Annotated in this window: 19 protein-coding genes and 1 tRNA gene; 8 read left to right on the top strand and 12 right to left on the bottom strand. The window is 66.2% G+C overall.

Features of this window, described 5'->3' with window-relative positions:
* Positions 1-3 precede the first annotated feature (3 nt).
* The 3 genes from BMI01S_RS32355 to alr all read right to left on the bottom strand — a co-directional run bounded on the left by BMI01S_RS32355 (position 4) and on the right by alr (position 2870).
* The gene (locus BMI01S_RS32355) at positions 4-267 is read right to left on the bottom strand and encodes a DUF2866 domain-containing protein (RefSeq protein ID WP_028211396.1); all 264 of its coding nucleotides are present in this window, start codon (positions 265-267) and stop codon (positions 4-6) included.
* Positions 268-406: 139 nt separating this feature from the next.
* Complete coding sequence (gene radA / locus BMI01S_RS32360; RefSeq protein WP_028211395.1) at positions 407-1783, bottom strand: DNA repair protein RadA; 1377 nt, start codon at positions 1781-1783, stop codon at positions 407-409.
* Positions 1784-1799: 16 nt separating this feature from the next.
* A complete protein-coding gene (gene alr / locus BMI01S_RS32365) occupies positions 1800-2870 on the bottom strand; it encodes an alanine racemase (protein WP_028211394.1) in 1071 nt (356 codons plus the stop codon).
* Between the two features lie 220 nt (positions 2871-3090).
* On the opposite strand from alr, the gene lplT reads away from it, so the two are divergent.
* Positions 3091-4401 carry a lysophospholipid transporter LplT gene (gene lplT, locus BMI01S_RS32370; protein ID WP_028211393.1) on the top strand — a complete coding sequence of 437 codons (1311 nt, stop codon included), beginning with the start codon at positions 3091-3093 and terminating at the stop codon, positions 4399-4401.
* A gap of 102 nt (positions 4402-4503) precedes the next feature.
* Positions 4504-5310, top strand: coding sequence for a bifunctional hydroxymethylpyrimidine kinase/phosphomethylpyrimidine kinase (gene thiD / locus BMI01S_RS32375; protein WP_028211392.1), 807 nt, complete (start codon positions 4504-4506; stop codon positions 5308-5310).
* Positions 5311-5341: 31 nt separating this feature from the next.
* Here thiD and BMI01S_RS32380 read toward each other — a convergent pair whose 3' ends face one another.
* The 4 genes from BMI01S_RS32380 to tsaB all read right to left on the bottom strand — a co-directional run bounded on the left by BMI01S_RS32380 (position 5342) and on the right by tsaB (position 8760).
* On the bottom strand, positions 5342-6325 hold the full coding sequence (locus tag BMI01S_RS32380) for a DUF1853 family protein (RefSeq protein ID WP_407668980.1): 984 nt from the start codon (positions 6323-6325) through the stop codon (positions 5342-5344).
* Positions 6326-6435: 110 nt separating this feature from the next.
* Positions 6436-7443 carry a uracil-DNA glycosylase gene (locus BMI01S_RS32385; RefSeq protein ID WP_028230708.1) on the bottom strand — a complete coding sequence of 336 codons (1008 nt, stop codon included), beginning with the start codon at positions 7441-7443 and terminating at the stop codon, positions 6436-6438.
* On the bottom strand, positions 7430-7924 hold the full coding sequence (gene rimI, locus BMI01S_RS32390) for a ribosomal protein S18-alanine N-acetyltransferase (RefSeq protein ID WP_028211389.1): 495 nt from the start codon (positions 7922-7924) through the stop codon (positions 7430-7432). Before rimI ends, BMI01S_RS32385 begins: the two co-directional genes overlap by 14 nt.
* Positions 7921-8760: a tRNA (adenosine(37)-N6)-threonylcarbamoyltransferase complex dimerization subunit type 1 TsaB gene (tsaB, locus tag BMI01S_RS32395; RefSeq protein WP_036044788.1), complete on the bottom strand. Its 840-nt coding sequence runs from the start codon at positions 8758-8760 to the stop codon at positions 7921-7923. Before tsaB ends, rimI begins: the two co-directional genes overlap by 4 nt.
* Before the next feature lie 175 nt (positions 8761-8935).
* Between tsaB and BMI01S_RS32400 the strand changes: the two genes are divergently transcribed.
* The 3 genes from BMI01S_RS32400 to aceA all read left to right on the top strand — a co-directional run bounded on the left by BMI01S_RS32400 (position 8936) and on the right by aceA (position 13058).
* The gene (locus BMI01S_RS32400; RefSeq protein ID WP_028211388.1) at positions 8936-9205 is read left to right on the top strand and encodes an acyl-CoA-binding protein; all 270 of its coding nucleotides are present in this window, start codon (positions 8936-8938) and stop codon (positions 9203-9205) included.
* 428 nt (positions 9206-9633) lie between these two features.
* A complete protein-coding gene (locus BMI01S_RS32405) occupies positions 9634-11331 on the top strand; it encodes a DEAD/DEAH box helicase (protein ID WP_028230709.1) in 1698 nt (565 codons plus the stop codon).
* Positions 11332-11750: 419 nt separating this feature from the next.
* The gene (aceA, locus tag BMI01S_RS32410) at positions 11751-13058 is read left to right on the top strand and encodes an isocitrate lyase (protein WP_028230710.1); all 1308 of its coding nucleotides are present in this window, start codon (positions 11751-11753) and stop codon (positions 13056-13058) included.
* 342 nt (positions 13059-13400) lie between these two features.
* On the opposite strand, the gene BMI01S_RS32415 is transcribed toward aceA, so the two are convergent.
* Entirely contained in the window at positions 13401-13835 is a 435-nt protein-coding gene (locus tag BMI01S_RS32415) for a universal stress protein (RefSeq protein ID WP_028230711.1), read from the bottom strand.
* Positions 13836-14013: 178 nt separating this feature from the next.
* Positions 14014-14916, bottom strand: a complete 903-nt coding sequence (locus BMI01S_RS32420; protein WP_028230712.1) for a LysR family transcriptional regulator — start codon at positions 14914-14916, stop codon at positions 14014-14016.
* 144 nt (positions 14917-15060) lie between these two features.
* On the opposite strand from BMI01S_RS32420, the gene BMI01S_RS32425 reads away from it, so the two are divergent.
* Positions 15061-15843 (top strand): haloacid dehalogenase type II, encoded by a 783-nt coding sequence (locus tag BMI01S_RS32425; protein WP_407668995.1) that lies wholly within the window; start codon positions 15061-15063, stop codon positions 15841-15843.
* 69 nt (positions 15844-15912) lie between these two features.
* Positions 15913-17505 carry a malate synthase A gene (aceB, locus tag BMI01S_RS32430; protein ID WP_028211382.1) on the top strand — a complete coding sequence of 531 codons (1593 nt, stop codon included), beginning with the start codon at positions 15913-15915 and terminating at the stop codon, positions 17503-17505.
* Positions 17506-17604: 99 nt separating this feature from the next.
* Here the strand turns inward: aceB and BMI01S_RS32435 are convergent, their stop codons facing one another.
* Positions 17605-18012: a gamma-glutamylcyclotransferase family protein gene (locus BMI01S_RS32435; RefSeq protein ID WP_028230713.1), complete on the bottom strand. Its 408-nt coding sequence runs from the start codon at positions 18010-18012 to the stop codon at positions 17605-17607.
* 169 nt (positions 18013-18181) lie between these two features.
* Here BMI01S_RS32435 and BMI01S_RS32440 point away from each other — a divergent pair, with 169 nt between their 5' ends.
* Complete coding sequence (locus BMI01S_RS32440; RefSeq protein WP_042292035.1) at positions 18182-19060, top strand: AraC family transcriptional regulator; 879 nt, start codon at positions 18182-18184, stop codon at positions 19058-19060.
* A 29-nt stretch (positions 19061-19089) separates the two neighbouring features.
* On the opposite strand, the gene BMI01S_RS32445 is transcribed toward BMI01S_RS32440, so the two are convergent.
* Both BMI01S_RS32445 and BMI01S_RS32450 read right to left on the bottom strand, forming a co-directional pair.
* Entirely contained in the window at positions 19090-19554 is a 465-nt protein-coding gene (locus BMI01S_RS32445; protein WP_028211379.1) for a GNAT family N-acetyltransferase, read from the bottom strand.
* Between the two features lie 176 nt (positions 19555-19730).
* Positions 19731-19807: transfer RNA gene (locus BMI01S_RS32450), tRNA-Asp, on the bottom strand.
* Positions 19808-19819 lie beyond the last annotated feature (12 nt).

The following is a 19819-nucleotide window of genomic DNA, read 5'->3' on the forward strand; positions in this document are numbered from 1 at the left end:
GGTCTAGCGCCGCGGCAAGGTTTGCCGCGGCGCGCGTTCGTCGTCGTACATCACGTACTTGCGGCCTTCTACATGGTGCGCGATGGTGCTGCGCACCTCCGCCGCCGTCACGTCTTCCGCCACGACACGGCGTGAAATGCGCCCGTCGCCGTCGATCCACTCGACGATGCGGCAACCGCTGCCCCAAGGCTGCATGAGCGGCTCGGAGACCCGGCAGCCGCGCACGACGATCGATCGATCGCCGCAGGACGTATCAGTCTGTTTCAAGTCGCTATCCTTTCCGCCGGCACGGGATTGAACATCGCGCCAAGGATAGGGAAAACGACCTCTAAAATGGTTACAGCGCAGCCAGGGGTTGTTACTAATCATTACGCGACAGTACGAGCCTCCCACCCGCGCGACGCGTTCAATCGAGTTCGCGCACGCGATCGATCGCCTCCTCGATGCGCTCCACCGCAATAACCTGCAAGCCGTCGATCGGCTGCCGGGGCGCATTGGCCCGGGGAATCAGGGCGCATGAAAAACCGAGCTTCGCAGCCTCCTTCAGACGCTCCTGGCCCCGCGGCGAGGGTCGAATCTCGCCCGCGAGCCCCACTTCGCCAAAAACGATCAGACCCTTGGGCAACGCCTTGTTACGCATCGACGAGTGAATGGCGAGCAGCAAGGCCAGGTCGGCGGCCGGTTCCGTGATCTTCACGCCGCCCACGGCGTTGAGGAACACGTCCTGGTCGAAACACGCGATGCCCGCATGACGATGCAGCACCGCCAGCAGCATGGCGAGCCGGTTTTGCTCGAGGCCGACCGCGAGGCGGCGCGGATTGGGCACATGTGCGGTATCGACGAGCGCCTGCACCTCGACGAGCAGCGGCCGCGAGCCTTCCTGGGTGACGAGCACGCATGAACCCGGCACGCTCTGCTCGTGCTGTGAGAGAAAGAGCGCCGAGGGATTCGCGACACCGCGCAGACCTTTTTCGGTCATCGCGAACACGCCCAGTTCGTTGACCGCGCCAAAGCGGTTCTTGAACGCGCGTACGAGCCGGAACGACGAATGCGTATCGCCTTCGAAATACAGGACGGTGTCGACGATGTGCTCCAGCACGCGCGGCCCCGCCAGATTGCCCTCTTTCGTCACGTGGCCGACCATGATGATCGCCGTGCCCGATTGCTTCGCGATGCGCGTGAGTTGCGCGGCACATTCGCGCACCTGGGCGACTGAGCCGGGCGCGGATGTCAGCGCTTCGGAATAGATCGTCTGGATAGAGTCGATCACCGCGACATCGGGCTTTTCGGCCTCGATGGTCGCCTGGATCTTTTCGAGCTGGATCTCGGCGAGCAGCTGCAGCTCGCTCGCCATGGAGCCGGGATCGAGCAGCGCCAGCCGTTGCGCGCGCAACGCAATCTGCGCGGCCGACTCCTCGCCGCTCACGTACAGCGCGCGGCGCTCCGCCGCGATCTGCGCAAGCGACTGCAGCAGCAGGGTCGACTTGCCGATACCCGGATCGCCGCCGATCAACACTACGCCGCCCGCCACCAGACCGCCACCCAGCACGCGGTCGAACTCGCCCACGCCGGTCGTGAAGCGCGGCACGTCGGACGCCTCGATATCCGCGAGGCGCCGCACCGGTGCGCTCTTCGCGAGGGACTGATAACGGTGGCCGCCCGTCTGTTCCGCCACGCCTTCCACAAGGGTGTTCCACGCACCGCAAGCGGGGCACTGCCCTTGCCACTTCGGCGCCTGCCCGCCGCATTCGGTGCAGGTGTACAGCGTCTTGACCTTCGCCATGCTCTTCGCCATGGCGTTATTCGGCTCGCACCGGCACGCGCTGCGCGACCGCGCACATCAGCTCGTAGCCGATCGTGCCGCAGGCCTTCGCAACGTCGTCGATGGGCAGGTTCGCGCCCCACAGCTCCACGCGCGCGCCCACGCCCGCGCCGGGCACCGGCGTCAGGTCGACCGTCAGCATGTCCATGGAAACGCGGCCCACCACGTGCGTGAGCACGCCGTCGACGATGACGGGCGTGCCTTCAGGCGCGATGCGCGGATAGCCGTCGGCATACCCGCACGCGACGACACCGATGCGCATGGGCTTGCGCGCCGTGAAGATCGAGCCGTAGCCGACCGTCTGCCCTTCGGCGACGTGCTGCGTTGCGATGAGTTCGGACGCGAGCGTCATGGCCGGCTGCAGGCCCGTGCCATGGAGCGCCGAGGCGACGCCCGAAGGCGAAGCGCCATAAAGAATGATGCCGGGGCGCACCCAGTCAAAGTGCGTCGAAGGATGCCAGAGCGTGGCGGCCGAATTGGCGAGGCTGCGCGTGCCCGCAATGCCTAGCGCGCCGCGCTCGAACGCCTCCATCTGCTCGCCCACGCCGCGCGGCGTGTCGGCATCGGCGAAATGCGTCATCAGCGTGATCTGGCCGATGCCGGGGCAGGCGCGCGCCCGCTCCCAGGCGGCGCGATACTTCTCGGGGGTGTAGCCGAGCCGGTTCATGCCGCTATTCATCTTGAGCTGGATGTTGACCGGCTTCGAGAGGCGCGCCATTTCGAGCATGCGCATCTGCTCGTCGCAGTGCACGACGGTCGTGAGGGTATAGCGGTCGATCACGTCGATGTCGGTCGGCCGGAAAAAGCCTTCGAGCAGCAGGATCGGACCCGCCCAGCCGAGTTCGCGCAGCTTCACGGCTTCTTCGAGGTCGAGCAGACCGAAACCGTCCGTCGCCCGCAGACCGGGAAACGCGCGCGCAAGCCCATGCCCGTAGGCGTTGGCCTTCACGACGGCCCAGATTTTCGAATGTGGCGCGTACTTGCGGACGACGGCGAGGTTGTTGGCGAGAGCGGCGGTATGGATCGTTGCTGAGAGGGGGCGCGGCATGGGAGATTTTTTCGCAAAGACGCTTTCGAATCAGGAGCTTACAGGACGTTTTCAACGCCCGCCAAGCCCGCCTGACGGGCGCTCAAGGATTGTGCTAGTCCGAATGCATCTATTTTCGTGATATAAAGCCCTGCGCACAACCCATTTCGAACGTAATAAGCCCGGATGCCTCCCACCCGTCCGGGGCGGACGGACCGCAGCGAGGAAAGCATCGCATCAGATGAAAAAAGGCTTTTACACCATCATGGCCGCGCAGTTTTTTTCGTCGTTGGCCGACAATGCGCTCCTCATCGCTGCAATAGCACTGCTCAAAGATCTACACGCCCCGAACTGGATGACGCCGCTGCTCAAGCTGTTCTTCGTCCTCTCCTACGTCGTTCTTGCCGCCTTCGTCGGCGCGTTTGCAGATTCCCGCCCCAAGGGCCGCGTGATGTTCATCACGAACTCGATCAAGGTCGTGGGCTGCGCCATCATGCTTGCGGGCGTCCACCCTCTGTTCGCCTATGGCGTGGTCGGTTTCGGCGCGGCAGCCTATTCGCCCGCCAAGTACGGCATTCTGACCGAGCTGCTGCCGCCTGAGCGCCTCGTCGCCGCCAATGGCTGGATCGAGGGCACGACGGTCGGCTCGATCATCCTCGGCACCGTGCTCGGCGGCGCGCTGATCAGCCCCCACATCGCCTCGCACGTGATCCGCCATACGCCGGCCGCGATCAACACGCCCGCCGAGGCCGCGATGCTCGTCATCATGGTGATCTATGTGGTCGCCGCCCTCTTCAACCTGCGTATTCCCGACACCGGCGCGCGCTATCCGCGCCAGCAGCACGGTCCTATCCGGCTCATCAGCGACTTCGCTGACTGCTTCAACACGCTCTGGCGCGACAAGCTCGGCCAGATCTCGCTCGCGGTCACGACGCTGTTCTGGGGCGCGGGCGCAACGCTGCAGTTCATCGTGCTCAAGTGGGCCGAAGTCTCGCTCGGCATGTCGCTTTCCGAAGGCGCCGTGCTCCAGGCCGTCGTGGCCGTGGGCGTCGCCGCCGGCGCCATGATCGCGGCGGCACGCATCCCGCTCAAGAAGTCGCTTTCGGTGCTGCCGGTCGGCATCATCATGGGCGTCGCCGTCATGCTGATGGCGTTCTATACGCGCAACCTCTTTCCGCCGCACTGGGGCCTGCATGTCGGCCATATGCGCATTCCCGGCTATCTCGTCTTCGCCTACATCTTCCTCATGGTCGTGGGCGGACTGTCGGGCTTCTTCGTCGTGCCGATGAACGCGCTGCTCCAGCACCGCGGCCACGTGCTGCTCTCCGCCGGCCATTCCATCGCCGTGCAGAACTTCAACGAGAATCTCTCCGTGCTCGTCATGCTGTGCCTCTATGCCGTGCTCGTCTGGCTCGACGTGCCGGTGACCATCGTGATCGTGCTGTTCGGCACGTTCGTCTGCCTGATGATGTGGCTCGTGATGCGCCGCCATCAGGCGAATCAACGCTCGTTCGACTCGGTCGCGCTGATCGGCGAAAATCACAGGCATTGATGGGCGTGCGCGGCCGGGCATCACCCGGCATGCGCCTCCGAACCGACTCTTTCCAGTGCACGCGCGGCGAGATGCCGCGCGCGACGCGCACCTGACGCCGCCATGACTTCACCGATATTCAACGTTCTCACGATCGCCGGCTCCGACTCGGGCGGCGGTGCGGGCATCCAGGCCGACCTCAAGGCGTTCTCGGCGCTCGGCACCTACGGCGCGAGCGTCATCACGGCGTTGACCGCGCAAAATACGCGCGGCGTCACCGCGATCCACGCGCCCGACGCGGGCTTCGTCACCGCGCAGCTCGACGCCGTGTTCGACGATATCCGCATCGACGCCGTGAAGATCGGCATGCTCGCCAACGCGTCGATCGTGCGCGCCGTCGCCGGTGCGCTGCGTCGCCACCAGCCGCAGCGCATCGTGCTCGACACCGTGATGATCTCGAAGAGCAACCACGCGCTGCTCACGCCCGAAGCCGTCGCCGCGCTGCGCGAGGACTTGTTGCCGCTCGCGGGCATCGTCACGCCGAATCTGCCCGAGGCCGCCGCGCTGCTCGGCGTAGCGCCCGCGACCGACGAAGCCGCGATGGTCGAGCAAGGCGAAGCGCTGCGCGCGCTCGGTGCGCAGGCCGTGCTGATGAAGGGCGGCCATCTCGGCGGCGAGGACAGCCCCGACTGGCTCATCGAAGCCGGCGGCACGCTGCGTCTCGGCGGACCGCGCGTGCCGGTCACGAACACGCACGGCACGGGTTGCACGCTCTCTTCCGCTATTGCCGCCTTGTGGCCGCAACGCGGCGCGCTCGCGCCGGCCGTTGGCGATGCCAAGCAATATCTGACGGCGGCGCTCGAGGCGAGCAACCGGCTCGACGTCGGTCGTGGCGTCGGGCCGGTGCATCACTTCTGGCGCTGGTGGTGAGCAAGCGTTCGCGCGTCGTTTGACGCGCAAGTCATTGGCGTGAAAATGCGGCGGCGCGTGCGGGCCAGTCGTCAGGGACGATGAAGCCGCGCGACTGTTCGCGGTAACCCCCCGCGCCGTCGGCCTCGAAGGCTGCGACCAGCACGGGGTCGTGTGGCCGGACGACCGCTGCGATCAACGTAGCGGGATCGGCGGGAGGCGCAACGGCCGTGCTCGCGGCGACCACGCTGTCTTCCCGGCCGCGTGGCTCAGCGGTCAGCGTGCGTGGCGCCAGCCATGCGAGCCGCGGCAAAACGCTCCAGCCAGCGGCCGCCTCGCGCTGGGCGAACGCCGGCCACGCCGAACGTGTCACCCACCAGCCGCGCCCATGATCCGCGGCAAGCTCGGGGGCGTCCTCCACGCTCGCCATCGCTCCAGCCGGGTAGAAGAGCCAACCCTTCACGAACATCTGCGCACGCCACGGACCGCCATAACCAAGCGACGCAAACGCTTCATGTGTGGTCAGCCGGAGTTGATGGTCGCGCAGATGCGATAGCTTGAGATCGAAACGGTCGCGCAGATTCGGCCCGACGAATTCGGCGAGCGACGCACGTTCGCTATTGCCCGGGCCTGCATACAGGTAGCACTTCACCGCCAGTTCCCAATGCAGGCGCTCCCCGGCGCGCGTCCGCACGAGGAAATCGCACTCACCGAGCGTCACGCCCGCACGCCGCAGCGGCACATTCTGCGCGACGAGCCGCGCTGCCGGTCCGTGCGCGAGGAACCATCCGAGCAAGTTTTCCGCATAACGGCCGAGGCGGGTTGTCGGCGCGGCCGCGAGGGTGGCGTGCAAACGCGCCGGGTCGCGATCGAGTTGCGCGAGCCAGTCGAGCGTGGCGCGCACTTCATGGGCATCGGCGAAGCACAGCGCCAGCGGGGCGAGTGGTGGTTGCGCGCGCAACAGATCGGCGCTGAAGAGCAGCCACGCAAGATCGCGCACAGACGGATCCGCGAGACCCTCGATGACGTCGTGCATACGAAGCATCGGGAGCGTGGCGGACCCGTCTTCTCCCGCGGCTTTGTGTGGCGGCCCGCTATCGCTCCCGGCGTCACTTGCGCCAGAAGCGTCGTCGGGCCGCGCCACGTTCATCGCCTGTCGCCCGACGCACGCCAGGTGTCGCGCGCGAGACAGAGATCGGCCCAGGCCTTCGCCTTGTCCTGCAGGCTGCGCAGCAGATACGCGGGGTGCCAGGTGACGATGACGGGCACGCCCTCGTATTCGTGAACGCGACCTCGCAGCGACGCAATGCTGCCATCGGTCTTGAGCAGGCTCTGCGCCGCGAAGCGGCCGAGCGCGACGATGATTTTCGGCTTCACGAGCGCCACCTGGCGCTGCAGATACGGCTCGCAGCGCAGCACTTCGTCGGGCTCCGGGTTGCGGTTGCCCGGCGGCCGGCATTTGATGACGTTCGCGATATAGACGTTCTCGCCGCGCGCGAGCGAGAGCGCGCGCAGCATGTTGTCGAGCAGCTTGCCCGCCTGCCCGACGAACGGCTCGCCAAGACGGTCCTCGTTCTCGCCGGGCGCCTCGCCGATCAGCATCCAGTCGGCCTCGCGATCGCCCACGCCGAACACTGTGTTGGTGCGCTTCTCGCATAGGCGGCATTGGGTGCACGACGCCACGCGTTCGGCGAGCGCATCCCAGTCGAGCGTCGCGATCTCGCTGCGCACGGCGTCGCCGGCTCGCGAGGACGCGGCGTCGTCCGGCGCGGCGGGCGCGGCCACCGAGTCGAACCAGCCGAAATCGTCGTCGGTGAAAGGCGGCGGCTCGTCGGACGAAAGCGATGCGGGCCGCGCTGAAGAAGCTCCCCGCTGGGTAGCCTGGTTCGCTTCTTCGGACTGCGGCGCTTCTGTCCGGACGACGCGCGTCTCGGCCGGCGTCTCCGCGGGCAACGACGTGACAGCCGGACGCCCTGCCGGCGCTACTGGAGCTTCGGCCAGCGCGTGTGTCGACTGGGCGGCCGTGCGCGCGGGCCCCGAAGCAATGGCGTCCTCGGCCTGCACTGCCTGCTGCGGTGCTACATGCAGCTCCCTTCTGCGCACCCAGCGCGGCGCGAGACCAAGCTCTTCCAGTGCGATCTCATCGAGCGGCATCCGTGCCCTCTCCTGCAAAAGAAAAACGCATCACGAGTGCGTCCTCACGGCTGTGATGTCGAGCCGGATAGTAATTCTTGCGGCGGCCGATCGTGACGAAGCCGAACTGCTCGTACAGCCGGATCGCCCGGTGATTCGAAGGCCGCACTTCGAGCAGCAAGCCTTCGAGACCCTGCGCGCGCGCGATGCGCACCGCCTCACGCAGCATGCCCAGCCCCGCGCCCGCGCCCTGCGCCTGCGGCGCGACGCACAGATTCAGCAGATGCATTTCATCGACCACGGGCATCAGCACGCAATAGCCGATCAGCGTGCCGGTGACGTGGCGCATACACAGGCCGTAATAGCCATTGCGCAGCGAATCCTCGAAATTGCCGCGCGACCAGGGAAACTCGTACGCGAGGCGCTCGATGACCGCGACCTCGTCCAGGTCGCTCTCGGTCATCGGCGACAGGTAGCGATCGGTCATCAGCACGCCGCTCATCGCCCCCCCTCGCCACTTTCGCGTCCTCCGCCAGCGCTGCCCGCACCACCATGGGCGGCGGCCTTCGCGGCGAGGCGCTCGGCCGTGGTTTGGGCAACCTTGTCGCGCACGTATTCGGGCGCGGCCTGATCGGCGGGTTTCGTGCGGCCGGCGCGATAAGCGCGGAGCGCCACATGCGCGAGCGGGATCGCATGCGGCAGCGCCTCGCCGTCGATCGTGCGCGCGGCGGCGGCCGCCGTGAGGCGCGCCCCGAACGCGGTAGCGGCATTGCCCGCGAGCGTGAACGGTTCGTCGGGCGCGACGATGCGCTCGGGCGAGTCGAGCGATGCCGCCTGCACTGTGCGCCAGTCGCTGGCCGCGGCGTCCCATGCGTAGTCGGCCCAGTAGGCTTCGTCCATGCGTGCGTCGAGCGCGGCCAGCACGCGCGTGGCCGCGGGGTCGCGCAGCCGTGCGCTCTCTGCGCAGACGAGCAGCGTCCCCACCGGTACCACTGGAATATCCAGGCCGAAGGCGAGGCCTTGGGCCACGCCCGTGGCGGTGCGAAGCCCGGTGAAAGAGCCGGGACCCGCGCCGAACGCAATCGCGTCGCAGTCTGAGAGCGTGAGCCCGGCTTCGGCGAACACTTCGCCGATGGCGGGCAAGAGCCGCGTGCTGGAAACTGCCCCGGTGGCCTCGTGACGGACCCAGACACTCACTTCGCAGCCGGACTCGAGCCCGGTCGAGCAAGCGTCTGTGACTGACGATGAAGATTTTGCGCCGCCTGCGGCGACGTGAAGCAGCGCGACCGAGCAATATTCGGTCGAAGTATCGAGGGCAAGCAGCACGGTATCGGTCATGAGCGCTATTGTAATGCCCCGCCCGCCGCGCCGGCCCACGGCTCATGCCCCAGCTGGCCTGTGCGCGCGCTGCCGCTTATGGTGTGGATGGTGTGGAGGGATCGCTCGAGCCTTTTGGCGGTTTGCGCTGCTACCATCGGCGCGCCGATACGAACCCACAGCGGAGCAAAAAACGATGAACGACGTGAACGCGCAGTTCGAGCAAGCGCAGCAAGACGTGCAGCAACTTCCGGAACGCCCCGGCAATCTGACACTGCTGCGCCTCTATGCACTCTTCAAGCAGGCGACCGAAGGCGACGTGCACGGCGACAAGCCGGGCTTCACCGATATCGTCGGCAAGTACAAGTACGAAGCGTGGGCCGCGCTGCAAGGCACGGTAAAGGAGACGGCGAAGCAGCAGTACATCGAACTCGTCGAGTCGCTCAAGAGCGGCGCCGCGAGCTGAGCCGGGCATCGCCTTTTCGAACGCCGCCCCAAGTGAGGCAGCGATCGATTCAGGCGATGCGTCATGCAGCAGTCCAGGTGCCCTTCGTCCTTGCGCGGTGCGTCGCTCTGGCGCGCCGCAACAAAACGAGATATACTGCGTGCTGCGTTGCGCTCCGGTCGCTTGTTCGATCAGCACGACGCCTCGTAGCGTTAAGCTCCAATCCAGTTTAGAACCTGTCCCCCCCTGCCCTGGCCCTGTTTTCGGGCCGTCAAGAATCAGGCTGGCGACTGGCCAATCCCGGCTCAAGTCGCACCCAACACAGCTTCTAACGAAAAATCCGCCAATGTGGGCGGATTGCCCCCGTTTTTCGATTTGTTCGCAAAATCCGACGACTTGGGTATGCCGATTGGCGCCGACGTTCTATTTCCTGTGTACCAAGGATTTTCATGACTTCGAGCAATACCCAAAGCCCCCTCGACGCGATCGCCAACGCAGCCCTCAGTCTCGACGCCGCCGCTTCCAGTGAAGCACCCGTGCAGGCCGCCGATACGCCCGACGGCGCGGCGTTCGCGGCACTCGGTCTGTCGCCGGAGATCGTCTCCGCGCTGATCGCGGCGGGCTACAAGGCACCGACGCCCGTGCAGGAACGCGCCATTCCTGCCGCCATCGCCGGCCGCGACCTGCTGGTCTCGAGCCCGACCGGTTCGGGCAAGACCGCGGCATTCATGCTGCCCGCCATCGAGCGCTTTGCGCAGATCCAGAAGGCCCAGGCCGCCCAGCCGCGCGAGCCGCGCCCGCAAGGCGCCAACGGCCCGCAACGCGATCGCCGCGAGCGCCGTCCGCAGCCCGTGGCGCGCCCCGGCCTCCTCGTCCTCACGCCCACGCGCGAGCTCGCCATGCAGGTGACCACGGCTGCGTCGGCGTACGGCAAGCATCTGCGCCGTCTGCGCACGGTGAGCATTCTCGGCGGCGTGGCCTATGGCCAGCAGCTCATGCTGCTCGCGAAGAACCCCGAGATCCTCGTGGCGACGCCGGGCCGTCTGCTCGATCACCTCGAGCGCGGTCGCATCGACCTGTCGGAACTCAAGATGCTCGTGCTCGACGAAGCCGACCGCATGCTCGACATGGGCTTCATCGACGACATCGACACGATCGTCGCGGCCACCCCCGAGTCGCGTCAGACGATGCTGTTCTCGGCCACGCTCGACGGCAAGATCGCGTCGATCACGGGCCGCCTGCTGAAGGATCCGGAGCGTATCGAGATCGTGCGCAAGGTCGAAGCGAACTCGAACATCGCGCAGACCGTGCACTACGTGGACGACCGCGATCACAAGGATCGCCTGCTCGACCATCTGCTGCGCGCCGAGAGCCTCGATCAGGCCATCGTGTTCACGGCAACGAAGATGGACGCCGACCAGCTGGCCGGCAAGCTCGCCGACGCGGGCTTCGAAAGCGCCGCGCTGCACGGCGACCTGCCGCAGGGCGCGCGCAACCGCACGATCCGTGCGCTGCGCGAGCGTCGCGTGCGCGTGCTGGTCGCGACCGACGTCGCGGCGCGCGGCATCGATATTCCGGGCATCACGCACGTGTTCAACTACGACCTGCCGAAGTTCGCCGAAGACTACGTGCACCGTATCGGCCGTACCGGCCGTGCGGGCCGCTCGGGTGTGGCGGTGAGCCTCGTGCATCACGCCGAGCAAGGCGCGCTCAAGCGCATCGAGCGCTTCGTGCGCTCGCCCCTGCCCGTGAACGTCGTGGAAGGCTTCGAGCCGCGCAAGGCGCCGCCGGCCAACCGCGGCTTCGGCGGCCGCGGCCGTCCGGGTGGCGGCAATGGCGGCGGCCGTCGCTTCGGTAACGGCAATGGCAAGCCGGGTGGCTATGGCGCCCGCAGCGGCAGCGGCAACGGCGGCGGCGACCGCAACGGCAACAGCTGGGGCAACAAGCCGGAAGGCTCGCGCGGCGGCTTTGGCGCCCGCGAAGGCGGCTTCGGCGGCGGTTCCCGCGAAGGCGGCTTCGGCGGCGGCTCGCGCGGTGAAGGCAATCGCGGCGGCTACGGCCAGCAGCGCGAAGGCTATGGCCGCGCGCGCGAAGGCGGCTACGGCGCGCGCCGCAACGACGGCCCGCGCGTGCGTCGCGACAGCTAAAGAAGCAAAACCGGCGTGTGGCGCGGCCTTCGAGCTGCCCCACCGCCGTGGCGAAATCCCAGGGACCGGTGCTAGTCACCGGTCTTTTTTTGCCCCAAGCAACATTTCACAATACGAAAAATTTTCTTGCCTCGTAAAAAATCGTGCTGCGCGGCACAAGGGACGTATTGCAAGATGGAGGATCCCGTTTCATATTGAAAAATATGTTCGCTAAGTAATTGATTTCAAATAAATAAAAAACATAGAAAAAGCCTCCCTCTGCTCTGTTGCCGGTCGATCGATTTGCCTAGACTCTTATATAAGAGTTCGAGAAACGAAACGCCCCAAACCCAGGATGCCGGCGCTTTCGTTTCGTGAGATTCAGCGCTTCAGCAGTTCCGTTCAGCGATCCACTTTACAGGTAAGCGAAGGAGCACATCATGTCGACTCGTCAACAGCAAGCCCAGCAACTCCAACAGCAGTGGGAAACCGATCCGCGCTGGAAGGGCATCAAGCGCAACTACACCGCTGAAGACGTGGTGCGCCTGCGCGGCTCGATCCAGCCCGAGCACACGCTCGCGAAGCGCGGCGCCGAAAAGCTCTGGCAAGGCGTGAACACCGAGCCGTTCATCAACGCACTGGGCGCGCTCACGGGCAACCAGGCGATGCAGCAGGTCAAGGCCGGCCTGAAGGCCATCTATCTCTCGGGCTGGCAGGTCGCGGGCGACGCCAACCTGGCCGGCGAAATGTACCCTGACCAGTCGCTCTACCCGGCCAACTCGGTGCCGCAGGTCGTCAAGCGCATCAACAACACGCTCACGCGCGCCGACCAGATCCAGTGGTCCGAAGGCAAGAACCCGGGCGACGAAGGCTACGTGGACTTTTTCCAGCCGATCGTGGCCGACGCTGAGGCCGGCTTCGGCGGCGTGCTGAACGCGTTCGAACTGATGAAGGCGATGATCGAAGCGGGCGCCGCGGGCGTGCACTTCGAAGACCAGCTCGCCTCGGTGAAGAAGTGCGGCCACATGGGCGGCAAGGTGCTCGTGCCGACGCGCGAGAACATCGCCAAGCTCACGGCCGCGCGTCTTGCCGCCGACGTCTGCGGCGTGCCCACCGTGCTGCTCGCCCGCACCGACGCGGAAGCCGCCGACCTCGTCACCTCGGACATCGACGACAACGACAAGCCGTTCCTCACCGGCGAGCGCACCGTGGAAGGCTTCTTCCGCACCCGCAACGGCCTCGAGCAATCGATCTCGCGTGGACTCGCCTACGCGCCGTACGCCGACATGATCTGGTGCGAAACGGGCAAGCCCGATCTCGAGTTCGCGAAGAAATTCGCGGAAGCGATCCACAAGCAGTTCCCGGGCAAGCTGCTCTCATACAACTGCTCGCCGTCGTTCAACTGGAAGAAGAATCTCGACGACGCGACCATCGCCAAATTCCAGCGCGAACTGGGCGCGATGGGCTACAAGTTCCAGTTCATCACGCTCGCGGGCTTCCACTCGCTCAACTACTCGATGTTCAACCTCGCGCACGGCTATGCGCGCCAGAACATGAGCGCGTTCGTCGAACTTCAGCAGGCCGAGTTCGCCGCCGCCGAAAAGGGCTTCACCGCCGTCAAGCATCAGCGCGAAGTCGGTACGGGCTATTTCGACGCCGTGACGCAGACCGTCGAGAGCGAGGCGTCGACCACGGCGCTGCACGGTTCGACGGAAGACGAGCAGTTCTTCGACAAGAAGGTGGCGTAAGACCACCGGCAGCAAGCGGCAGCAAGCGGCAGCAAGCGGCGGCAGGCGTTTGCCAGGCGCCGCGCGGGAAGACGGCCGGCACGCGTTACCTTGGCGGGGCGCGCCGGCCGTCCGACCCGCGCCCCGTGTGTATGGCGCGAGCCGTTATAGCCAGGCGACCAAGCCGGAACTGAGGGAGAAGCAGGCGCAAGACAGGCCGCGCGCGCTGGACAGTATCCGGCCTGCGGCTCGCCCAGCCCACGCAGCGGGCGGGCGTGGCCTCGTTCTTAATCTCCGATCGGGGGAAACCGGTCTGCGCAGATCGATACGGTGTCCCGAGAGCCCGCAAACGGCCTCGCCCAACTAGCGATATACGATCACCGGAATCTTCGTATGGGTGAGCACGCGTTGTGTCTCGCTGCCGATCAGCAGGCTGCCGAGCCCGCGCCGCCCGTGCGAGGCCATGAAAATCACATCGCAGCCCCCCGATTCGGCGGCTTCGATAATGCCGAGATACGGCGATGGATGCACGCTCGTGCGGCTCACGCAGCTCACGCCAGCGCTGCGCGCCGCGGCCTCGATTTCCTGCAGATGCGCGCGCGCCTCTCGCTCGCTGCGCGCCTGGAAGTCGCCGGGCGGCTCGATCACCACATCGGCATAAGGCGAGTATGGATATTGCGGCAGGCACGCGTACGCGGTAACGCGCGCGCCGACTGTGCGGGCAAGGTCGATCGCGCCGTCGATCGCTTTCTTCGACAGCTCCGACCCGTCGGTCGGAACGAGGATGTGCTTGAACATGGCGCCCTCCGTGGTCCGGCGCACTACGGCACATTGCGCGGGGGAATTCCCAGGGCAACTTCAAGACGCCTCGCGCCGGCGCGCACTCGCCCTGTCACGTCGATTGTAGTGCGCGAAAAATGAGCGCAAACCGCGCGTGGGGGTCATCCCGCATATCGGAAACACGCACCGCGGCGAGCTATCCCCAGTAACCGGGCTGACCGTAGGTATGTTTGAGATAGTCGAGAAAGAGGCGCACGCGCAGCGGCAAGTGGCGGCGCTGCGGAAAGACGGCATGAATGCCGATGGGCGGCGCGGCGAACGCGTCGAGCACGCTCACGAGCCGGCCTGCCGCAATGTCCTCGCCGACCTCCCACCACGAGCGCCACGCGAGGCCGTGGCCCGCCAGACACCATTCATGCAGCACCGCGCCATCCGAGCATTCCATCGTGCCCGCCACGCGGATCGACACTGCCTTCCCCTCCTGCTGGAATGCCCAGCCGCGCTGCTGGTTCGAGCTCGCGCCGAAGGCGAGGCAGTTATGGCGCGCCAGATCGGCTGGCGTTTCGGGCTTGCCGCGCCGCGACAGGTAAGCAGGCGCCGCCACGCACACGCGCCGGTTCTCGCCCAGCTTGAGCGACACGAGCGACGAATCAGGCAATTCGCCGAGGCGCACCGCGCAATCGAAACCCTCGTTCACGAGATCGACGAGCCGGTCCGAGAGATCGAGCGCGATGCTCACGTCCGGGTGCGCGACGGTGAAATCGGGCACGAGCGGCGCAACATGGCGCCTGCCGAAACCCGCCGGCGCCGTCACGCGCAAGTGCCCGCTCGCCTTCACGCCGCCCGCCGAGACGCTCGCCTCGGCATTCTGCATGTCATGGACGATGCGCTGGCAATCCTCGAGGAACGCGGAGCCCTCGAACGTGAGGGTGATGCGCCGCGTCGTGCGCACGAGCAGCTTCACGCCGAGCCGTTCCTCCAGCGCGTCGATACGCCGGCCGATGATGGCGGGCGCGACGCCCTCGGCCTGAGCCGCGGCGGAGAGGCTGCCCTTGGCGGCCACGTTGATGAAGGTCTCGATCTGCTTGAAGCGGTCCATCGGCGGGCAATTCGGGCGATGCGTTACAGAAATAATGGAAACAACGAGGCTGGCCGACAGATTAGGTGGGTAAAAGTAAAAGATCAAGTGATCAATCCCACCTTTTTCAGCACCAGGACTCATGAATACAATCGACCTCGACCTCTGATGACGGAGTGCAAGGCTATGTCGGCCAGAACGACACGATTTCCCAAGGCGGTGATTTTCGACGCGTACGGCACGCTGTTCGACGTGCATTCGGTCGTCGCTGCCGCCGAGCAGATGTTTCCCGGCCAGGGCGAGGCGCTCTCGCAGCTCTGGCGGCTCAAGCAGATCGAGTACACGCAGCTGCGCACGCTTTCCGACCCCGCGGGTGCGCGGTACAGTCCCTTCTGGGACATCACGCTCGATGCGCTGCGCTACGCCGCGCGCCGCCTGAACCTGTCGCTCACGGGCGCGGGCGAAAAGCGACTGATGGACGAGTACGCCTGCCTCTCCGCCTTCCCCGATGTGCTGCCCATGCTGCGCCGCCTGCGTGAGCCGCGCGAAAACGGCACGCGCACGGGCCTCGCTATCCTCTCCAACGGCAATCCGCAGATGCTCGACATCGCGGTGAAAAGCGCCGGCATGAGCGGCCTCTTCGATCACGTGCTCTCCGTTGATGCCGTGCGCGCCTACAAGCCGGCCGCCACCGCCTACGCCCTCGGCACAGCCGCCTTCGACAGCGCGCCGCGCGACATCGTGTTCGTGTCCTCCAACGGCTGGGACGCCGCAGGCGCCGGCTGGTTCGGCTACACCACGTTCTGGATCAACCGCCAGCGGCTGCCCGCCGAAGAGCTCGGCATCGCGCCGCACGGCACCGGCGGCGGCATGGCCGAACTCGCCGCCTTTATCGAAACCGCTGCGCACGAAAGGCACAGCCGCCCTCGCCCCAGCCCGGGCGCGTGACGGCAGGCCAGCACGGCGCAGCCATAACAACCACGCATTCACCATCTGACCGACCAAGGAGCAAGCAAAATGGCCAACACGTTGCAACTGCCGCAAGGCATGCAAATCACGGGTGAGATCCAGCCCGGCTTCGAAACGATCCTCACGCCCGAAGCGCTCGAACTCGTCGCGAAGCTGCACCGCGCGTTCGAGCCGCGCCGCCAGCAACTGCTCAAGGCGCGCGCCGAGCGCACCAAGCGCCTCGACGCCGGCGAGCGCCCCGACTTTCTCGCCGAAACGAAAGCGATCCGCGAAGGCGACTGGAAGATCGCCGCGCTGCCGAAGGACCTCGAATGCCGCCGCGTGGAAATCACGGGGCCGGTCGAGCGCAAGATGATCATCAACGCGCTGAACTCGGGCGCGGACTCGTACATGACCGACTTCGAGGACTCGAACGCGCCGAACTGGGAAAACCAGATCGTCGGCCAGCTCAACCTCAAGGACGCCGTGCGCCGCACGATTTCGCTCGAGCAGAACGGCAAGCGCTACCAGCTCAACGACAAGACCGCCACGCTGATCGTGCGTCCGCGCGGCTGGCACCTCGACGAAAAACACGTGACCGTGGACGGCCAGCGCGTCTCGGGCGGCATCTTCGACTTCGCGCTCTATCTCTTCCACAACGCGAAGGAACTGATCGCACGCGGCAGCGGCCCGTACTTCTATCTGCCGAAGATGGAAAGCCACCTCGAAGCACGCCTCTGGAACGACGTCTTCGTCGCGGCGCAGGAAGGCGTGGGCATCCCGCGCGGCACCATCCGCGCGACGGTGCTGGTCGAGACGATCCTCGCCGCGTTCGAGATGGACGAAATCCTCTACGAGCTGCGCGAGCACAGCTCGGGCCTGAACGCGGGCCGCTGGGACTACATCTTCTCGGCGATCAAGAAGTTCAAGAACGACAAGGACTTCTGCCTGGCCGACCGTGCGCAGATCACGATGACGGTGCCGTTCATGCGCGCCTACGCGCTCGAACTGCTGAAGACCTGCCACAAGCGCAACGCGCCGGCGATCGGCGGCATGAGCGCGCTCATCCCGATCAAGAACGATGCGGCCGCCAATGACAAGGCCATGGCCGGCGTGCGCTCGGACAAGGCGCGCGACGCGACCGACGGTTACGACGGCGGCTGGGTTGCCCACCCGGGTCTCGTGCCGATCGCAATGGAAGAGTTCGTGAAGGTGCTCGGCGACAAGCCGAACCAGATCGGCAAGCAGCGCCCCGACGTGAACGTCGCAAGCAAGGACCTGCTCGATTTCCGTCCGGAAGCGCCGATCACCGAGACGGGCCTGCGCAACAACATCAACGTGGGCATCCACTACCTCGGGTCGTGGCTCGCGGGCAATGGCTGCGTGCCGATCCACAACCTCATGGAAGACGCCGCGACCGCTGAAATCTCGCGCTCGCAGGTGTGGCAGTGGATCCGCTCGCCCAAGGGCAAGCTCGAAGACGGCCGCAAGGTCACGGCCGAATTCGTGCGCGAGCTGATCCCGCAGGAGCTCGACAAGGTCAAGGCCGTGGTGGGCGGCGACACGAAGCCGTACGAGCGCGCCGCGCAGATCTTCGAACAGATGTCGACGGCGGAGAACTTCGTCGAGTTCCTGACGCTGCCGCTCTACGAAGAAATCTGATCGGGCTGCAGTTCTAACGAATAGCCGATGAAAGAAGGCCCGGCGGACGCTAGTCCGCCGGGCCTTCGAGTTTTCACGCGGTCTTTTCCTGCTGCGCGGTCAGCGCGTGCGCCGGTACGCGACCCAGTCGCCGCCGGCGATTTCGGGGCGTCCCGCGATGGCGGCAGGCGCGACCGGATAGTAGAGACAAGCGACGCGATCGCCCCGCATCTCGACATCCACTTCGCTGGAAACGAAGAGCCCGTCTACGCCGGGATAGACCTGCTCGATTTCGTCGAGTACGGGGAGCAGCGCATCGTCGATTTCATAGACGTCGCCGACCACCGACGATTGCGCATGCGCCGGCGCGGCGACCATCCCCGGATAGCTGCCGAAGTCGAAGAGCCTGCCGGCGACGGTCGCCCGACCGAGGTGCCGCGGGCGCGCAATGGCATGGCGATCCGCTGCCAGGTTGATGTCGTTGATTTCGCCCGCGCGCAGCGTGCCGTAGACGAACACGTATTTCATGGCTGTTCTCTCCTTCAGGGCGGCTCGCTGCAGACGAGCACGCTATCGATTCGCCGACATTATGCCCGGCGATAGTGCGCACGGGCCGAACCGCCGATCCCGAGGCGTCTACAATGGCTGCGCCACAGCCGCGAAACCCGCCGCCTCTCATCTGCGTCGCCTGCACGCCATGCCCCACGAATCGCCCGAACACGTGCCTAACCCTGTGCCGCCCACTGCCGAGGTCATCGATATCCCGCCCGAGGTCGCGCCCACGCCCACGCATCCCATCCGCGTGCGCTCGCGGCCCATGCCGGCCGGCGTCTACATCGCGCAGCACTCGCATGCATGGGCGCAGCTCGCCTACTCGTCGCGCGGCGTGCTGCGCGTGGCGACACCTGGCACGACGTGGATGGTGCCGCCCTCGCGCGCGATCTGGGTGCCGCCTCGCGTGACGCACGAAGTGGTGATTGTCGAGGACGCGTTCCTGCGCACGCTGTACGTGGACGAAACGGTGATCCCGCCAGGCATCGACGCGTGTCGCGTGGTGGAAGTCTCCGGGCTGCTGCGCGAGACGATCGCGGCACTCGACGAGCGCGCCATCCCCCCGGCGCGCGAGCGGCTGCTCGGCACGCTGGCGCTCGACGAGATCACGCGCTCGGCGCCGTTGCCGCTAGCCGTGCCCATGCCCGAGGAAAAGCGCCTGCGCGCGCTGTGTGAAGCGCTGCTCGCCGATCCCGCCGGACCCGGCTCGCTCGAGTACTGGGCCGCGCACGTGGGCGCGAGCACGCGCACGATCGCACGGCTCTTTCGTCAGGAGCTTGGGGTGAGCTTTTCGCAGTGGCGCCAGCAGGCGATCCTCGCGCGCGCGATTCCGCTGCTCAATCAGGGACGCCCCATGGCCGCCGTGGCGCGGGAACTCGGCTATCAGAGCCAGAGCGCGTTTTCGGCGATGTTCCGGCGTGCCTTCGGCGAGAGCCCGCGCGCCTTTATCGCGCGCGGCACGGGCGATCGCGATGAGGATGAATCCGAAGATTATGTCGCTGCTGCGCGCGATGCCCCGCGTTGAGTCGCGCTAGCGGGTCGTTGCGTACGCGCTCACACCAGCCGCGTCATATGGCGGATCGAGCCGAGGCGCGCAAGGCGCGGCCCTGCGACCCGATAGCCCATGCGCAAATAGAGACGCGCGGCCGGGTTATCGACGAACACACGAAGCTGCAATTCGCGCAGGCCGCGCTCGCGGGCCCACCGGTGCGAGATGTCGAGCAGGAACGTACCGGCGCCATTGCCGCGATAACCTTCCGCGATCTGCACATCGCGGATATGCAGCGAGTCGCCCTCCTGCGTCACCCGCAGCACGCCGATGGCCTCGCCATCGAGTTCGAGGATGAAGTTTTCGGACTCGCGATAGCTCGCCAGAAAGAGGTCGCCGCGCCAGACAAGGTGATGCCGCAGATAGTAGCCACCCATGTTGTTGCGCGTGAGCGTCTCGGCGAACTCGAAATCGTCCATGGTGGCGCGGCGCAGCTGAAACTGCGACGCAATGTCGTTCGGTGCGAACATGTCGGCAAGCGGGGAAACAGGTTTCGACAACGCTACGATAACGCGCTGCCGGCGGCAATCGCAGATTGTCCGTACGCTCACGGAAAACGATAAACGGGGTAAAGACGAGACCGAACTACGCGAAAAGTCTGCGGAAAAAGAAAAAGCCCGTTGGACGTATCCAACGGGCTTCATTCTGGCGGAGCGGACGGGACTCGAACCCGCGACCCCCGGCGTGACAGGCCGGTATTCTAACCGACTGAACTACCGCTCCAGCTTGCTGCTC

Origin of the sequence: Paraburkholderia mimosarum LMG 23256 = NBRC 106338 (assembly GCF_000739815.1) — a bacterium.
Lineage (GTDB): Bacteria > Pseudomonadota > Gammaproteobacteria > Burkholderiales > Burkholderiaceae > Paraburkholderia > Paraburkholderia mimosarum.

What these genes read in the sequence shown, in the direction of transcription:
- radA (WP_028211395.1), bottom strand. Translation starts at nt 1,783, where the DNA reads ATGGCGAAGGTCAAGACGCTGTACACCTGCACCGAATGCGGCGGGCAG.
- alr (WP_028211394.1), bottom strand. Translation starts at nt 2,870, where the DNA reads ATGCCGCGCCCCCTCTCAGCAACGATCCATACCGCCGCTCTCGCCAAC.
- lplT (WP_028211393.1), top strand. Translation starts at nt 3,091, where the DNA reads ATGAAAAAAGGCTTTTACACCATCATGGCCGCGCAGTTTTTTTCGTCG.
- thiD (WP_028211392.1), top strand. Translation starts at nt 4,504, where the DNA reads ATGACTTCACCGATATTCAACGTTCTCACGATCGCCGGCTCCGACTCG.
- BMI01S_RS32380 (WP_407668980.1), bottom strand. Translation starts at nt 6,325, where the DNA reads ATGCACGACGTCATCGAGGGTCTCGCGGATCCGTCTGTGCGCGATCTT.
- BMI01S_RS32385 (WP_028230708.1), bottom strand. Translation starts at nt 7,443, where the DNA reads ATGCCGCTCGATGAGATCGCACTGGAAGAGCTTGGTCTCGCGCCGCGC.
- rimI (WP_028211389.1), bottom strand. Translation starts at nt 7,924, where the DNA reads ATGAGCGGCGTGCTGATGACCGATCGCTACCTGTCGCCGATGACCGAG.
- tsaB (WP_036044788.1), bottom strand. Translation starts at nt 8,760, where the DNA reads ATGACCGATACCGTGCTGCTTGCCCTCGATACTTCGACCGAATATTGC.
- BMI01S_RS32400 (WP_028211388.1), top strand. Translation starts at nt 8,936, where the DNA reads ATGAACGACGTGAACGCGCAGTTCGAGCAAGCGCAGCAAGACGTGCAG.
- BMI01S_RS32405 (WP_028230709.1), top strand. Translation starts at nt 9,634, where the DNA reads ATGACTTCGAGCAATACCCAAAGCCCCCTCGACGCGATCGCCAACGCA.
- aceA (WP_028230710.1), top strand. Translation starts at nt 11,751, where the DNA reads ATGTCGACTCGTCAACAGCAAGCCCAGCAACTCCAACAGCAGTGGGAA.
- BMI01S_RS32415 (WP_028230711.1), bottom strand. Translation starts at nt 13,835, where the DNA reads ATGTTCAAGCACATCCTCGTTCCGACCGACGGGTCGGAGCTGTCGAAG.
- BMI01S_RS32420 (WP_028230712.1), bottom strand. Translation starts at nt 14,916, where the DNA reads ATGGACCGCTTCAAGCAGATCGAGACCTTCATCAACGTGGCCGCCAAG.
- aceB (WP_028211382.1), top strand. Translation starts at nt 15,913, where the DNA reads ATGGCCAACACGTTGCAACTGCCGCAAGGCATGCAAATCACGGGTGAG.
- BMI01S_RS32435 (WP_028230713.1), bottom strand. Translation starts at nt 18,012, where the DNA reads ATGAAATACGTGTTCGTCTACGGCACGCTGCGCGCGGGCGAAATCAAC.
- BMI01S_RS32440 (WP_042292035.1), top strand. Translation starts at nt 18,182, where the DNA reads ATGCCCCACGAATCGCCCGAACACGTGCCTAACCCTGTGCCGCCCACT.
- BMI01S_RS32445 (WP_028211379.1), bottom strand. Translation starts at nt 19,554, where the DNA reads ATGTTCGCACCGAACGACATTGCGTCGCAGTTTCAGCTGCGCCGCGCC.